The following is a 14726-nucleotide window of genomic DNA, read 5'->3' as shown; positions in this document are numbered from 1 at the left end:
AAGCGCTGTTCAAAAACGCCTTGCCGTTTTTGTCCTGCAGCTCGAATTATTTAGGGTATACAACGTATCTGATGATTTTTAAGGAAGGGCCGATACGGGTAAGGATAAGCCCCGTATCGGCGGGTTGATGTGCAGAGCTGATAAGTGGCAAACGGCTCCGGTCAACAGGTTGGGTAACGCTCAGTCCTGCCAACGACGCTACTGTATTCTTCGTTGAAGGCCGTGACGATAGGCCGAATGTCATGTTGCGCGGCGCTATCCTGAGAATATGGCCTTCCGTGTAATTCTCATTCCGGCCTGCGAGCTGTGTCCCAAATCATGCGTATGGCTCACGCCGATCGCTTAACATCGCGAGACGCGAGGGCTACCACGGTGCGAGGTGTCCCTGCGGGAACCTCATCCCGTGTTCCCTCTCACTTCACGCTTAAGTGACCTCTATCCGGCGCATCGTCGTGCTATCTACCTAAATAACCGTCCCAGTCTTTCCACACGGGTTGAAGACCAGCGCGTACGATGGCCTGCGCCACGTCTTCAGGGCGCCGTGAATCATGCGGTGAAAACTGTTCCAGTTCGGGATGATTGTCGGCATAGCCACCCGGCTGGGTTTTGGAAAACGCGCTGACATTGTTAATCGCAATGGGAATCGCATGATCGCGGAAGAAAGGCGATTCACGCGTGGAAAGCGATAGCTCAATATCCGGTGACAATAATCGGAATGCGCAAATCACCTGGATGAGCTGTGCTTCATCCATTAACGATGCTGGCTCAATGCCGCCCGCACAGGGGCGCAGGCGAGGGAACGAGATAGAGTAACGACTCTGCCAGTAGCTCTGCTGTAAGTGCAGCAGATGTTCCGCCACCATGTAACAGTCGGTACGCCAGCTATTGGACAGGCCGATTAACGCGCCAAGCCCGATCTTATCGATCCCCGCGCGACCAAGCCGATCCGGCGTGGCGAGTCGCCAGTGGAAATCTTGCTTTTGTCCTTTTAGATGGTGCAACTGGTAAGTCGCAGGATGGTAGGTTTCCTGATAGACCATCACGCCATCCAGCCCCAGCGTTTTTAACTCAGCGTATTCGTCCTGCGACAGCGGCTGGACTTCGATCATCAACGAACTGAAGAGCGGTCGAATCAGCGGAAAGACACGACGAAAATAATCCATTCCCACTTTGCGCTGATGTTCACCGGTCACGAGCAGCAGGTGCTCAAACCCGAGTTCCTTGATAGCTGCGCATTCACGCAGGATTTCTGCATCATCCAACGTTTTTCGCTTGATGTGATTGCTCATCGAAAAGCCGCAGTAGGTGCAGTCGTTGGAACACAGATTGGACAGATATAACGGCACATAAAAGCTCACCGTATTACCAAAACGCTGGCGGGTGAGTTGCTGTGCTCGCTGGGCTAGCGGTTCCAGATAAGCGCTGGCGGCAGGTGAAATGAGCGCCATAAAGTCGTCGCGCGTCAGGTGTGGTGCAGTAAGCGCCCGTTCAACATCATGGGCTGTTTTACTGTTGATGCGCAGCGTCAGGTCATCCCAGTCGAGTTGTTCCCAGACGGTTTGAAAATCGACGCTCATCGTTCCACCCCTTCCGTGTGTCGATCTTCCGTTTGTTGGTGAAGAAAGCCGGTGAGTGGGCTGGTGGCGCTGGCGACGAACTGCTTATTTCCCAGCCCAGCCTGACGAGCAAGCCCGCCGGCATCGACGGCTAGCCGGAATGCATGTGCCATCGCCACAGGATCGCGGGCAACCGCGATTGCCGTGTTTACCAGTACCGCATCAGCTCCCATTTCCAGCGCATCGGCTGCATGGCTGGGCGCACCGATGCCCGCATCGACAATCACCGGAACACGCGCCTGTTCGATGATAATGCGGAGAAAATCACGCGTTTGCAGCCCCTGATTGGATCCGATGGGCGCACCCAGTGGCATCACCGCCGCGCAGCCGACTTCTTCCAGCCGTTTGCACAGTACTGGGTCGGCACCGCAATAGGGCAGCACCGTAAATCCCTCTTTAACCAGCTGTTCGGCGGCCTTCAGCGTTTCGATAGGGTCGGGCAGCAGGTATTTAACATCAGGGTGAATTTCCAGTTTTAACCAGTGGGTGCCCAGCGCTTCACGCGCCAGTCGGGCAGCAAAAACAGCTTCGTCTGCGGTTTTAGCACCTGATGTGTTTGGCAGCAGCTTAATACCGAGCTGGCGTAGCGGGGCGAGAATGGCATCGTTGCCGCCATTCAGATCTACGCGCTTCATCGCCATGGTGACTAACTGCGAACCCGAAGCTTCAAGTGCCGCCAGCATCAGCTCTGGCGTGGCAAATTTGCCCGTACCGGTCAGCAGCCGTGAAGTTAATATCGTATCGGCAATGTGCAGCATGTCATCCTCCCGCGATTGCCTGAAAAAGCAAAATATCATCACCGTCCTGCACCTGATGCTGTGACCAGGTCGCGTGCGGGATAATGGTCTGGTTGATGGCTAGCGCGGTGCCGGGCTGGAGCCGATTTATCTGGCTCAGCAGCGTCTCAACCGTGATGGCCTCAGGACATTCAAAGGGTTCATCATTCAACGTGATTTTCATGCCACGTCCCCGCATACCGAGCAATGGGGCGCGCGCGTCAGCTGAAGCGTGTTCCAGCTCTGCTGTTTGCCATTGAACATTCTCAGCTTGCCGTCCAGCGCAGATGGCATCCCCGCCAGCAGTTTGATTGCCTCCAACGCCTGAAGTGTGCCAATCACGCCGACTACTGGGCCCAGTACGCCCGCAGTACGACAGTTGCGCTGCGGTTCGGCTGTATCGGGATACAGACAGGCGTAGCAGCCAGAGTGATAAGGCGACGTGAAGACCGCAAGCTGACCGCTGAAACCGACGGCGCTACCGCTGATCAGCGGCTTACCTGCACTCACGCAGGCGGCGTTAACCGCATGGCGGGTTGTCATGTTGTCGCTGCAATCCAGCACCAGATCGACGCGGCTGACGGCGTCGTGTAACGCCTCACCACTTAGCCTTTCGGTGAGTGCGATTGCTTCCGAATACGGATTTAATGCCTGTAGCTGACGCTGTGCCAACACCGCTTTGGGCTTGTCGGTTTCGCTGGTGCGATAAAGAATCTGGCGTTGCAGGTTGCTGATATGCAGTGAGTCATCGTCGGCAAGCAGTAGCGTGCCGACTCCAGCGGCAGCCAGATAGAGTGACGCGGGGGAACCCAGTCCACCGAGCCCTACCAGCAGAACGCGGGCGGCTTTGAGTTTCTCCTGACCTTCAGGGCCAATATCTTCCAGCATCAGTTGACGGCTGTAGCGCATGAACTCGCTATCGCTCAGCCCCGCAGGCGTTGGAGGGCGATTCGTTACCATTTCATGCCTCCCGTCCTTCAATCATCTTGAGCAGCGTCGCAGTGGCCTGCCGCCAGTCTGGAGCCTGAGTAATGGCGCTGACGACGGCAATGCTGCCGACGCCCGTCGCCAGCACCGCAGGCACTTTGTCGATGCTGATCCCACCGATTGCCACGGTGGGAAAACGGTCTTGCAGATCGGCGATGTGCCGGGTCAGTTCGGCCAGCCCTTGCGGTGCGGAAGGCATGTCTTTGGTTTGTGTAGGGAAAATATGCCCAAGTGCAATGTAGGACGGGTTTATCGCTACCGCACGCGCCAGTTCACGATCGTCGTGCGTGGAAACGCCTAAGCGCAGGCCTGCTTTTTTAATCGCGGCCAGATCGGCGGTATCGAGGTCTTCTTGACCCAGATGTACGCCGTACGCCTGATGTTTTACTGCCAATTTCCAGTAGTCATTGATGAAGAGTTGCGCCTGATAGCGCCGACCCAATGCGATCGCCTGGATCACATCGGTTTCAGCCTGATCATCTGACCTATTTTTGATTCTTAGCTGGATCGTTTTCACCCCGACACCGAGCAGGCGTTCGATCCACTCCACGCTATCGACGACGGGATAGAGTCCCAATCGCTGTGCCGTCGGGGAAAACGGCGTCGAGTCCGTCATTTGCTTTCCTCGGCTTGCAGGCTGGTGGCGCTGTGATAAAGCTCGCTGCCGCGAGAGCGGAATTCCTGCGACATCTCAGCCATGCCAATTTCAATCGGTTTGGCTTCGGCTTGCTGTTTGGCGGCGTAATCGCGTACTTCCTGCGAGATTTTCATCGAGCAGAATTTCGGGCCACACATGGAACAGAAGTGGGCGACTTTACCGGATTCTTGCGGCAGCGTTTCATCGTGGTAGGCACGTGCCGTTTGGGGATCGAGTGCCAGATTGAACTGATCTTCCCAGCGGAATTCGAAGCGCGCTTTCGACATGGCGTTATCACGGATTTGCGCGCCGGGATGACCTTTCGCCAGATCGGCGGCGTGGGCGGCGATCTTGTAGGTAATCAGCCCTTGCTTGACGTCTTCTTTGTTCGGCAGGCCGAGATGCTCTTTCGGCGTCACGTAACAGAGCATCGCGCAGCCGAACCAGCCGATCATGGCGGCACCGATACCAGAGGTAAAGTGATCGTAACCCGGTGCAATATCGGTAGTCAGCGGACCGAGTGTATAGAACGGCGCTTCGTGACAGTGCTCCAGTTCTTCGGTCATGTTGCGGCGGATCATCTGCATCGGAACGTGACCGGGGCCTTCGATCATGACCTGTACGTCATATTCCCAGGCAATTTTGGTCAGTTCACCCAGCGTATGCAGCTCGGCAAACTGGGCTTCATCGTTGGCATCCTGAATGGAACCTGGGCGTAAACCGTCGCCCAGCGACAGCGCGACGTCATAAGCGGCGCAGATTTCACAAATTTCGCGGAAGTGTTCGTACAGGAAGCTCTCTTTGTGATGTGACAGGCACCACTTCGCCATTATGGAACCACCGCGCGACACGATACCGGTCAGGCGTTTGGCCGTCATCGGCACGTAGCGTAACAGTACACCCGCGTGGATAGTGAAATAGTCCACCCCTTGCTCTGCCTGTTCCAGCAGCGTATCGCGGAACATTTCCCAGTTCAGGTTTTCTGCCACGCCGTTCACTTTCTCCAGCGCCTGATAGATTGGCACTGTCCCGATTGGCACCGGGCTGTTACGCAGAATCCACTCGCGAGTTTCGTGAATATAGCGTCCGGTCGAGAGATCCATCACCGTATCCGCGCCCCAACGGGTAGACCAGACTAGCTTTTCCACCTCTTCTTCGATGGAGGATGTCACCGCGGAGTTACCGATATTGGCGTTAACTTTCACCAGAAAATTGCGCCCGATAATCATTGGTTCTGATTCGGGGTGATTGATGTTTGAGGGAATAATCGCGCGCCCGGCGGCCACTTCCTGACGAACAAACTCTGGCGTGATGTTTTCCGGCAAAAGGGCTCCGAAACTTTGCCCCGGATGCTGCTGGCGCAGTACTTCACCACGAATGCGTTCGCGTCCCATATTTTCGCGAATAGCGATAAATTCCATTTCGGGGGTAATTATCCCCTGTCGCGCATAGTGGAGTTGGGTGACGCATTTGCCTGTTTTGGCACGCTGTGGTCGTGGCAAATGCTCAAAGCGTAGATGATCCAGACCCGCATCCACCAGACGCTGTTGGGTGAAGTCGGAGCTGACGCCGGATAACGCTTCGGTGTCGTGACGTTCTGCAATCCAGCTGGCGCGCAGCTTTGCTAACCCAACGCGGACATCGGGTTGGGCAGTGGGATCGCCATAAGGCCCTGAAGTGTCGTAAACCGGGATCGGCTCATTGGGTTCGTATTGGGGATTATCTTTGCTGCCGCCGAGTAGCGTCGGGCTGAGCTGAATCTCTCGCATCGGTACGGCGATGTCGTCGCGCGAGCCCGAAAGGTAAATGCGTTTGGAATTGGGAAAGGCCGTTCCCTGTAAGGTTTCAATAAACTGTTGGGCGGCGGCGCGCTGTTCACGGCGACCCGATTTTGACAACACTGGTTTTATAGACAAGGGTTCTGTAGACATAGCAAGTTCCTGTAATACGTAAAGGGAAGATTGCTTGTCTGGAGCCGGAGGGAGTAATAATGATATTGAGCATCAGAGCAGGTATGTAGAAATACACAGCCTTGGGCTCAATGAGGCGCATTACTCTTGTTCCCTTCGCAGGTATTAACCCGATCAGGTTCCGCGGATCCCGAATTAACGGTCTCAGCCTGTGCGCTTATAGGTTTCGTAAAAACGAAACACAAGCACGCTAGGCACTCCGACAAGATTTGCCCATCTGTTAGACGGGTCAATAAAACCCCTACACTGTATGACGGCAAAACGCGGATGTCAAAGCGTGCCGCTTTTATCTGTACAGCGTGTGATGATGTTCTTAAATAACGTCAAATGACGGCTAGTGATCGTAAACTTGCTTGATCATGTTGTCTTCTAACGTAAAACGCTCTTCTAATGCCTCGCCGACGCTGGAGAGTGCCTGTTGGAATTCGAGGCAATTATCATGGTCGATGGCAGCCGCCAGATGGCTATCGTAAAACGTCATGATTTGCTGCGTATTATTCTGCAGGGCGAGGTCAAGCTGGGTGGAAAGTGCTAATACTTGTTCGCTGTGAGTCGCTGCTTCATGCAGCATTTTTTCATATAAATGAAAGTGGCCGGTAGAAAGATAGTCCACCAGATTCTGGCAAAAATTATCCAATGCCTCTTCATCCAAAAGAGAAAGCGCTTCCTTGTTCGGCTTGATGCCAACCAGATGATAGTAAGCCACCAGAAGCTGCTTACGCGCTTGTAGCCATTGGTCGATTAACGCATTATTGCCACCAACGTATTCAGTCAGACTTTGTAGCTGGTTTAGCATTGTTGACTCCGTGAACGGTAAGAAATAACTGAAATCCCAGTTATAAAACTTATGTAATCACTCTGAATGTAAAATGCCAGTGAAGTGGCAGTGGAGCAATAAAAAGATATGGAACAGACGCTAAAAGGTGATGAAACCGGCTGGTGGGTGGTTAGCGATGCGGTACAAATCTGGCTGCCCCAAGGAGAATTGCCGCACGGAACGGCTATAGCGTGGGCGTTGCAGGGGAAAGTGGCTCGTCAAATCGGCGAATGGCAAGGGCAGCCTGTCTGGCTCGTGTGCCAAGGACGGGATTCCGATATGGCATCGGTCCGCCAACTGCTCGATCAGGATGTTAGCTTATTCCAACTGGCGGGGCGAGGCGTACAGCTGGCTGAGTTCTATCGCTCTCATCATTTTTGCGGTTACTGTGGTCATGAAATGGTATGGAGTAAAACGGAGCTGGCGTGCTTATGTCACCACTGCAAAGAGCGCTATTACCCGCAGATCGCGCCTTGCATCATCGTTGCGATTCGCCGTGGTGAGGAAATTTTGCTGGCGCAGCACAATCGGCATCGCGGAAACATGTACACCGTGCTGGCGGGGTTTGTAGAAGTCGGCGAAACGCTGGAGCAGACGGTCGTACGTGAGGTAATGGAAGAGAGCCAAATCCAGATAAAAAACCTGCGTTACGTGAGTTCACAGCCTTGGCCATTCCCGCATTCGCTGATGATGGCGTTTATGGCCGATTATGCGGGTGGAGAAATCAAGCACGATCCGAAAGAGTTGCGTGACGCAGGCTGGTTCCGCTATGACCAGCTCCCGCAGTTGCCTCCGCCGGGTACCGTGGCACGTCGGCTTATCGAAGATACGGTGGTGTTGTGCCGTGCTTATCACGAGAACGAAGGCTGACGTGGTACTATTTGCGCCATCAATGACTCGCGTGGACAAAGTGCTCGCGTCATAACGTATTCGTTTCATAACGCATCTGCTTCAACCCATCTATCCGGTGTAAAACCGCCGAGAGGCTGAAAGGAAAATAACATGACTGATCTGAAAAACGATCGCTATTTGCGGGCATTACTGCGCCAACCTGTTGATGTTACGCCAGTGTGGATGATGCGTCAGGCAGGGCGTTATTTGCCGGAATATAAGGCAACGCGCGCACAGGCGGGTGATTTTATGTCGCTGTGTAAAAACGCAGAGCTGGCTTGTGAAGTCACGTTACAACCTTTACGGCGCTATGCGTTGGATGCAGCGATCCTGTTCTCCGATATCCTGACCATCCCAGATGCCATGGGCTTAGGTCTCTATTTTGAAGCAGGGGAAGGCCCACGTTTTAGTTCTCCCATCACGTCTCATGCCGATGTCGTTAAACTGCCGGTTCCCGATCCTGAGCAGGAACTCGGCTATGTGATGAATGCGGTGCGGACGATCCGTAAAAACCTCGCTGGTGAAGTGCCGCTTATTGGCTTCTCGGGCAGCCCGTGGACGCTGGCGACCTACATGGTTGAAGGCGGCAGTAGCAAAGCGTTTACCGTCATTAAGAAAATGATGTTCGCTGAACCCAAAACGCTGCACCTGCTGCTGGATAAGCTGGCTGATAGCGTCATTCTTTATCTCAACGCGCAGATTCGCGCAGGCGCGCAGGCAGTCATGGTATTCGATACTTGGGGCGGCGCATTGAGCGGGCGTGATTACAAAGAATTCTCTCTGCATTACATGCATAAGATCGTTGATGGTTTACAGCGTGAGAACGAAGGCCGCCGTGTGCCAGTGACGCTTTTTACCAAAGGCGGAGGCCAGTGGCTGGAGGCGATGGCAGAAACAGGCTGTGACGCGCTGGGGCTGGACTGGACGAGTGATATTGCCGATGCGCGTCGTCGCGTCGGTGATAAAGTTGCACTACAGGGAAATATGGATCCCTCTATGCTGTATGCCGATCCGGCACGGATCGAACAGGAAGTTGCATCGATCCTCGCCGAATTTGGGCAAGGTAATGGACACGTTTTCAATCTGGGTCACGGCATCCATCAGGACGTGCCGCCGGAGCATGCTGGTGTTTTTGTTGAGGCGGTGCATCGGTTGTCCCGCGCTTATCACGCATAATTCACAGGAGGTGATGTGATTGATACACAACGGCTGCGAGCTGAGCAGTTGGCTCGCGCTTCTGATGTGATTCGGCACGACGATTTGCCTTTTGAACAGCCTTCGCTTATCGCGGGTGCGGATGTTGGCTTTGAACAAGAAGGTTCGGTAACTCGCGCCGCCATTGCGGTAATGCGCTATCCTTCGTTGGAACTGGTAGAATATAAGATTGCGCGTATCAGCACGACGATGCCCTATATCCCCGGTTTTCTTTCGTTTCGTGAATGTCCTGGGCTGTTAGCCGCATGGGCGTTGCTTGAACAGAAGCCGGATTTACTGTTTGTTGATGGGCATGGAATTTCTCATCCACGTCGTCTCGGCATTGCCAGCCATTTTGGTCTGTTGGTTGATGTGCCCACGATTGGCGTGGCGAAAAGTCGGCTTTGTGGCCGGTTTGAGCCGTTGGCGGAGAGCGTCGGCAGCCAGCAACTCTTGCTGGATAAGGGCGAGCAGATTGGTTGGGTATGGCGCAGCAAAGCGCGCTGTAATCCGCTGTTTGTGGCGACAGGGCATCGAGTCAGTCAGGATAGCGCATTGTATTGGGTACAATCTTGCATGCGCGGCTACCGTTTACCGGAGCCGACCCGCTGGGCTGATGCCGTCGCATCAAATCGTCCCACATTTGTGCGTTGGCAACGGCAGCAAGCGGCTAACGTATTGTCGTAAAACTTTAGGAATTCAGGCATAGGGCGTCACTGTGATTTCAGGTACACTGCCGTCCGTCGCCGTTAATGAGCATAAAAATGTTACGTAACCCCATTCATTTACGTCTGGAAAAGCTGGCGAGCTGGCAACATGTCACTTTCATGGCATGTCTTTGTGAACGTATGTATCCAAATTACCACGAATTTTGTCGTCAAACAGAATTCGGCGACGCGATGGTTTACCGCCGCATTCTCGATCTGGTATGGGAAACATTGGTTGTTAAAGATGCGAAGGTCAATTTCGATAGCCAGTTGGAAAAGCTGGAAGAAGCGGTTCCTGCTGCTGAAGATTACGATCTTTATGGTGTCTACCCGGCTATTGATGCCTGTATCGCGCTGGGCGAGCTGATTCATTCGCGTTTAAGCGGTGAAACGCTCGAACATGCGATAGCCATCAGCGAAGCGTCTATCCGTACGGTTGCTATGTTGGAAATGACGCAGGCTGGCAAAGAAATGACCGACGATGAGCTAAAAGTTTTGCCTGCGATTGAAGAAGAATGGGATATCCAATGGGAGATTTTTCGTCTATTGGCGGCCTGTGAAGAACGCGACATTGAGCTGATCAAAGGGCTCCGTTCCGATCTGCGCGAGGCCGGAAGTAGTAACATCGGGATAAATTTGCATCAATAACGCGATAAAACGTGATTTAAGGCCTGAAATGGCCTGTCTTAAGGCTTCACATTCGCACCCTGTCTGGTCTACATTTGGGGGGCGTAAAAAAAGTGGCTGTCGGTGCGTGTATGCAGGAGAGCGCTATTACACCCTAAAACGGGAAAGGGCATATCCGTCGCACTCGATGCTTAGCAAGCGATAAACACACTGTAAGGATAACTTATGAATAAGACTCAACTGATTGATGTAATTGCGGACAAAGCTGATCTGTCAAAAGCACAGGCTAAAGCAGCTCTGGAATCAACTTTGGCGGCAATTACCGAGTCTCTGAAAGAAGGTGATGCAGTACAATTAGTTGGTTTTGGTACGTTTAAAGTCAACCATCGTAATGAGCGCACTGGCCGCAACCCACAAACCGGTAAAGAAATCAAAATTGCTGCTGCCAATGTGCCAGCGTTTGTTTCTGGCAAGGCTCTGAAAGACGCTGTTAAATAAGCTCATGCCGGTTAAAAGTTTAAGCAGAGGGGCGGTTTCGCCCCTTTTGCTTTTACGACGTTGGTGTGGCGCAGGTCTCGTGCTTATCGCTGTAGTGGCCTGCAGTAGCCGCACCGCACCGCCGGAAGTTTTTTCCAGCGGTTACGTAGCCGATCGCGGCATCGTGCGGTTGTGGCGTAAAGATGATGCACAGAATACGACGGCGCTGACCACCGTATATAACCCGCTTCAGGGCAATGCTCTGGTGGTGACTCGCTATACGTTCCAGCAGGATAAGCTACGCGAGATTCAGCGTAATCAGCTCGGGACGCAACAAGAAGATATGCGCTTGCGCTTTGCTGAAGATGGAACCGTCAGCTTTATGCAGCGGCAACTGGCTGAAAGACGTGAATCCGTTTCCGATGATGATGTCGCACTCTACCAGTTTGATGCTAAACGCATGCTGGAATTGAGTGATGTCCTGCGTGCGGGCAAGGTGATGCTGAAGCAAGGGAAATGGCTGGAAGGGCAGGTTCAGTCTTGTGACGGTACGGTAGTTCGCCCTGATTTTGACAGAGACTCGCGTGAATGGATTGCGCAGCAAAAATTGCATGCAACACGTCCGCTAAACGTTGCGTGGCTGGAAGCACCAGAAGGAACTCAGCTATTGCTGGTGGTGGAAGATGATGTCTGCCAGTGGCAGCCTAAATAATCATTAAAAAACCCGGATTTCTCCGGGCTTCAGTATTTATCAGATAATCGTTTATCGGTTCATCGCTTATTAGGCTTGCTCGCGCTCAATGGCTCGGTAGCCGATGTCTTTGCGACAGAATACTCCTTGCCACTGAATACCTGCTGCTATTTCATAAGCGCGCTGTTGCGCTTCAGCTACGGTGTTACCCAATGCTGTGACGCACAGTACCCGACCGCCGTTGGTAACGACATTAATTCCATTCAGTTTGGTGCCAGCATGGAAAACTTTGCCATCTTCGGCATCCTGCTGCGGTAGACCAGAAATAACATCGCCCGTATTGTAATCAGCCGGATAACCACCCGCCGCCAATACCACGCCCAGAGACGGACGCTCATCCCAGACTGAGTCTTTCTGATCCAGCGTGCCGTCACAGGCTGCCAGACACAGCTCCACCAGATCTGAGCGCAGGCGCAGCATAATTGGCTGCGTTTCTGGATCGCCAAAGCGACAGTTGAATTCGATCACTTTTGGCTGGCCATCGGCAGAAATCATCAGACCGGCATACAGGAAACCGACATAGGTATTTCCCTCAGCAGCCATGCCGTTCACAGTCGGCCAAATCACCTGATCCATCACTCGCTGGTGGATTTCATCGGTCACGACCGGTGCTGGCGAATAAGCGCCCATACCACCAGTATTCGGGCCCGTATCTTTATCCCCAACGCGTTTATGATCTTGGCTGGTTGCCATTGGTAACACGTTCTTGCCGTCCACCATAACGATGAAGCTGGCTTCTTCGCCATCAAGGAACTCTTCCACCACGATACGGTGTCCAGCATCGCCGAATGCATTGCCTGCCAGCATATCCTGAATGGCGTTTTCCGCTTCCTGCAACGTCATCGCGACGATCACGCCCTTACCAGCGGCTAACCCATCCGCCTTGATGACGATAGGTGCACCTTTGCTGCGTACATAGGCCAGCGCTGGTTCCACTTCGGTAAAATTCTGGTATTCCGCCGACGGGATGTTATGGCGTGCCAGAAAATCTTTAGTAAAGGCTTTCGAGCCTTCTAATTGCGCGGCGGCCTGCGACGGGCCAAAGATTTTTAGACCTGCACTCTGAAACGCATCCACAACACCAATAACTAGCGGTGTTTCTGGACCAACGATGGTTAAATCGATGTGGTTTTCCTGAGCAAAGGCGACTAATGCTGGAACATCGGTTGCGGCGATATCAACGTTGGTCAGCGCTGGCTCAAGTGCGGTGCCTGCGTTTCCTGGAGCAACATAAACCTGTTTCGCCAGCGGGGACTGTGAGGCTTTCCAGGCCAGCGCGTGTTCGCGTCCGCCATTACCAATTACTAAAATGTTCATTTCGGTCAGCTCCAGAATTAATGGCGGAAGTGGCGCATGTCGGTAAAGATCATCGCAATGCCGTGTTCGTTGGCGGCCGCAATAACTTCATCATCACGAATAGATCCGCCCGGTTGGATCACACAGGTAATGCCAACGGCTGCGGCAGCATCAATACCATCACGGAATGGGAAGAATGCATCAGAGGCCATGGCGGAACCTTTTACTTCCAGCCCTTCATCGCCCGCTTTGATACCAGCGATTTTCGCTGAGTAAACGCGGCTCATCTGACCAGCACCTATCCCGATGGTCATGTTGTCGCGTGCGTACACGATCGCATTGGATTTAACGAATTTAGCCACTTTCCAGCAGAAGAGCGCATCGCGTAATTCCTGCTCGCTCGGCTGGCGCTCGGTCACGACACGCAGTTGAGACGCATCGACCATACCCAAATCGCGATCCTGTACCAACAAACCGCCGTTGACGCGTTTGAAGTCCAGAGCTGGAACGCGTTGCTGCCAGCTACCGCTGGTCAGGACGCGTACGTTTTGTTTGGCTGCGGTCACCTTCAATGCAGCATCACTAGCGGATGGCGCAATAATGACTTCGACAAACTGACGGCTGATGATGGCCTGTGCCGTTTCTTCATCCAGTTCGCGGTTGAAGGCGATAATGCCGCCGAATGCCGATGTCGGGTCGGTTTTATAGGCGCGCTCGTAAGCATCAAGAATTGAACCGCCAATTGCTACGCCGCACGGGTTCGCGTGTTTAACGATAACGCAGGCTGGTTCGGGAAATTCCTTCACACATTCCAGCGCCGCATCGGTATCGGCGATGTTGTTATAAGACAGCGCTTTGCCTTGTAGCTGTGTAGAGGTGGCGACAGAGGCTTCGTGAATATTCTCTTCTATATAGAAGGCAGCTTGTTGATGACTGTTCTCGCCGTAGCGCATGTCCTGCTTTTTGATGTAGTTCAGGTTCAGCGTGCGTGGGAAGTGGCCTGATGGTTTATCGGTTTCACCGTGGTAAGGCGGAACCAGTGCACCAAAGTAGTTGGCAATCATACTGTCGTAAGCGGCAGTATGCTCGAAGGCTTTAATAGCTAAATCGAAACGGGTTTCGTAGGTCAATGAACCTTCGTTGGCGTCGATTTCATTAATGATAGTGCTGTAGTCGCTGCTCTTGACCACGATAGCCACATCTTTATGGTTCTTGGCGGCGGAGCGCACCATCGTCGGGCCGCCGATATCGATGTTCTCAACCGCATCTTCTAATGTGCAGTTCTCACGGGCGACGGTCTGAGCGAACGGATACAAATTCACAACGACGATATCAATGGGTTTGATGTCGTGCTGCGCCATGATCGCATCATCCTGATCGCGTCGCCCCAGAATGCCGCCGTGTACTTTCGGGTGCAGGGTCTTTACACGCCCATCCATCATTTCCGGGAAACCGGTGTAGTCAGAGACTTCTGTCACCGCTAAGCCTGCATCTGCTAGCAAACGGGCGGTTCCTCCGGTTGAAAGGAGCTCGACGCCACGGTGGGACAGAGCTTGAGCAAATTCGACAATACCTGCTTTGTCAGAAACGCTGAGCAGAGCGCGGCGAATTGGACGGCGTTGTTGCATGATGATGTTATCCCCTGGATTTGGGTAGTCAGTAAAGAACGGTATGTGAATATCGTCTTTGTCAGAGCAATAATTGCGGAATAAAGAGAAATATTCAGTTAGCGTTCGCAAAAACACGACGATTTTGAACGGGGTGAATTGTAGCGAAAACGTTTGCGTGATGCTCGTCAATTTTTGAGTAGAATGCTTTCTGTGGATAAGTTTGTGCAAAAATAGGTATAAGGCGGGGTTTTGCTGTGGAATGCAGCAAACAGTCATTTTTCTTTAAAATACCTATTGCGGCAGGTCGAGAAGTCCCTATAATGCGCCTCCATCAACACGGCGATGTGAACACACAACCGGGTTGATAAAG

Annotated in this window: 15 protein-coding genes and 1 riboswitch; of the genes, 6 read left to right on the top strand and 9 right to left on the bottom strand. The window is 53.1% G+C overall.

The window, feature by feature from the left end; all coding sequences use genetic code 11:
* Positions 1–455: 455 nt before the first annotated feature.
* From thiH to A0G03_RS20150, 7 genes are all read right to left on the bottom strand, one after another.
* Positions 456–1577 carry a 2-iminoacetate synthase ThiH gene (gene thiH / locus A0G03_RS20180; RefSeq protein WP_048258314.1) on the bottom strand — a complete coding sequence of 374 codons (1122 nt, stop codon included), beginning with the start codon at positions 1575–1577 and terminating at the stop codon, positions 456–458.
* A complete protein-coding gene (locus tag A0G03_RS20175) occupies positions 1574–2374 on the bottom strand; it encodes a thiazole synthase (protein ID WP_048258315.1) in 801 nt (266 codons plus the stop codon). The genes thiH and A0G03_RS20175 overlap by 4 nt, the downstream gene beginning before the upstream one ends.
* A gap of 1 nt (position 2375) precedes the next feature.
* A complete protein-coding gene (thiS, locus tag A0G03_RS20170; RefSeq protein ID WP_039499873.1) occupies positions 2376–2576 on the bottom strand; it encodes a sulfur carrier protein ThiS in 201 nt (66 codons plus the stop codon).
* Positions 2573–3352 carry a HesA/MoeB/ThiF family protein gene (locus A0G03_RS20165; RefSeq protein ID WP_048258316.1) on the bottom strand — a complete coding sequence of 260 codons (780 nt, stop codon included), beginning with the start codon at positions 3350–3352 and terminating at the stop codon, positions 2573–2575. The genes thiS and A0G03_RS20165 overlap by 4 nt, the downstream gene beginning before the upstream one ends.
* Before the next feature lies 1 nt (position 3353).
* The gene (thiE, locus tag A0G03_RS20160) at positions 3354–3995 is read right to left on the bottom strand and encodes a thiamine phosphate synthase (protein WP_048258317.1); all 642 of its coding nucleotides are present in this window, start codon (positions 3993–3995) and stop codon (positions 3354–3356) included.
* The gene (gene thiC / locus A0G03_RS20155; protein ID WP_048258318.1) at positions 3992–5947 is read right to left on the bottom strand and encodes a phosphomethylpyrimidine synthase ThiC; all 1956 of its coding nucleotides are present in this window, start codon (positions 5945–5947) and stop codon (positions 3992–3994) included. Before thiC ends, thiE begins: the two co-directional genes overlap by 4 nt.
* 113 nt (positions 5948–6060) lie before the next feature.
* A riboswitch (TPP riboswitch) is annotated at positions 6061–6198 on the bottom strand.
* 122 nt (positions 6199–6320) lie between these two features.
* Entirely contained in the window at positions 6321–6782 is a 462-nt protein-coding gene (locus A0G03_RS20150; protein WP_048258319.1) for an Rsd/AlgQ family anti-sigma factor, read from the bottom strand.
* A gap of 108 nt (positions 6783–6890) precedes the next feature.
* Here A0G03_RS20150 and nudC point away from each other — a divergent pair, with 108 nt between their 5' ends.
* From nudC to A0G03_RS20120, 6 genes are all read left to right on the top strand, one after another.
* Entirely contained in the window at positions 6891–7673 is a 783-nt protein-coding gene (gene nudC / locus A0G03_RS20145; protein WP_048258320.1) for an NAD(+) diphosphatase, read from the top strand.
* A gap of 132 nt (positions 7674–7805) precedes the next feature.
* A complete protein-coding gene (gene hemE / locus A0G03_RS20140; protein WP_048258321.1) occupies positions 7806–8870 on the top strand; it encodes a uroporphyrinogen decarboxylase in 1065 nt (354 codons plus the stop codon).
* A 15-nt stretch (positions 8871–8885) separates the two neighbouring features.
* The gene (gene nfi / locus A0G03_RS20135) at positions 8886–9575 is read left to right on the top strand and encodes a deoxyribonuclease V (protein WP_048258322.1); all 690 of its coding nucleotides are present in this window, start codon (positions 8886–8888) and stop codon (positions 9573–9575) included.
* Between the two features lie 77 nt (positions 9576–9652).
* On the top strand, positions 9653–10243 hold the full coding sequence (locus tag A0G03_RS20130) for a YjaG family protein (protein WP_048258323.1): 591 nt from the start codon (positions 9653–9655) through the stop codon (positions 10241–10243).
* Positions 10244–10447: 204 nt separating this feature from the next.
* Entirely contained in the window at positions 10448–10720 is a 273-nt protein-coding gene (gene hupA, locus A0G03_RS20125) for a nucleoid-associated protein HU-alpha (protein WP_005970302.1), read from the top strand.
* Positions 10721–10724: 4 nt separating this feature from the next.
* Positions 10725–11411 carry a DUF1481 domain-containing protein gene (locus A0G03_RS20120; RefSeq protein WP_080965202.1) on the top strand — a complete coding sequence of 229 codons (687 nt, stop codon included), beginning with the start codon at positions 10725–10727 and terminating at the stop codon, positions 11409–11411.
* A 69-nt stretch (positions 11412–11480) separates the two neighbouring features.
* Here the strand turns inward: A0G03_RS20120 and purD are convergent, their stop codons facing one another.
* Positions 11481–12767: a phosphoribosylamine--glycine ligase gene (gene purD, locus A0G03_RS20115; RefSeq protein WP_039325998.1), complete on the bottom strand. Its 1287-nt coding sequence runs from the start codon at positions 12765–12767 to the stop codon at positions 11481–11483.
* A gap of 17 nt (positions 12768–12784) precedes the next feature.
* Positions 12785–14374: a bifunctional phosphoribosylaminoimidazolecarboxamide formyltransferase/IMP cyclohydrolase gene (gene purH, locus A0G03_RS20110; protein WP_101749543.1), complete on the bottom strand. Its 1590-nt coding sequence runs from the start codon at positions 14372–14374 to the stop codon at positions 12785–12787.
* Between the last annotated feature and the right edge of the window lie 352 nt (positions 14375–14726).

Source organism: Pectobacterium peruviense, from assembly GCF_002847345.1.
Lineage (GTDB): Bacteria > Pseudomonadota > Gammaproteobacteria > Enterobacterales > Enterobacteriaceae > Pectobacterium > Pectobacterium peruviense.
The sequence above is the reverse complement of the archived record's forward strand: the minus strand, read 5'-3'. Positions and strand labels throughout refer to the sequence as shown.

Excerpts from the sequence above, each read along its gene's own strand:
- A0G03_RS20150 (WP_048258319.1), bottom strand. The coding sequence starts at position 6,782 with ATGCTAAACCAGCTACAAAGTCTGACTGAATACGTTGGTGGCAATAAT.
- purH (WP_101749543.1), bottom strand. The coding sequence starts at position 14,374 with ATGCAACAACGCCGTCCAATTCGCCGCGCTCTGCTCAGCGTTTCTGAC.
- A0G03_RS20165 (WP_048258316.1), bottom strand. The coding sequence starts at position 3,352 with ATGGTAACGAATCGCCCTCCAACGCCTGCGGGGCTGAGCGATAGCGAG.
- thiC (WP_048258318.1), bottom strand. The coding sequence starts at position 5,947 with ATGTCTACAGAACCCTTGTCTATAAAACCAGTGTTGTCAAAATCGGGT.
- A0G03_RS20130 (WP_048258323.1), top strand. The coding sequence starts at position 9,653 with ATGTTACGTAACCCCATTCATTTACGTCTGGAAAAGCTGGCGAGCTGG.
- hemE (WP_048258321.1), top strand. The coding sequence starts at position 7,806 with ATGACTGATCTGAAAAACGATCGCTATTTGCGGGCATTACTGCGCCAA.
- thiH (WP_048258314.1), bottom strand. The coding sequence starts at position 1,577 with ATGAGCGTCGATTTTCAAACCGTCTGGGAACAACTCGACTGGGATGAC.
- purD (WP_039325998.1), bottom strand. The coding sequence starts at position 12,767 with ATGAACATTTTAGTAATTGGTAATGGCGGACGCGAACACGCGCTGGCC.
- hupA (WP_005970302.1), top strand. The coding sequence starts at position 10,448 with ATGAATAAGACTCAACTGATTGATGTAATTGCGGACAAAGCTGATCTG.
- nudC (WP_048258320.1), top strand. The coding sequence starts at position 6,891 with ATGGAACAGACGCTAAAAGGTGATGAAACCGGCTGGTGGGTGGTTAGC.
- thiS (WP_039499873.1), bottom strand. The coding sequence starts at position 2,576 with ATGAAAATCACGTTGAATGATGAACCCTTTGAATGTCCTGAGGCCATC.
- A0G03_RS20120 (WP_080965202.1), top strand. The coding sequence starts at position 10,725 with ATGCCGGTTAAAAGTTTAAGCAGAGGGGCGGTTTCGCCCCTTTTGCTT.
- A0G03_RS20175 (WP_048258315.1), bottom strand. The coding sequence starts at position 2,374 with ATGCTGCACATTGCCGATACGATATTAACTTCACGGCTGCTGACCGGT.
- thiE (WP_048258317.1), bottom strand. The coding sequence starts at position 3,995 with ATGACGGACTCGACGCCGTTTTCCCCGACGGCACAGCGATTGGGACTC.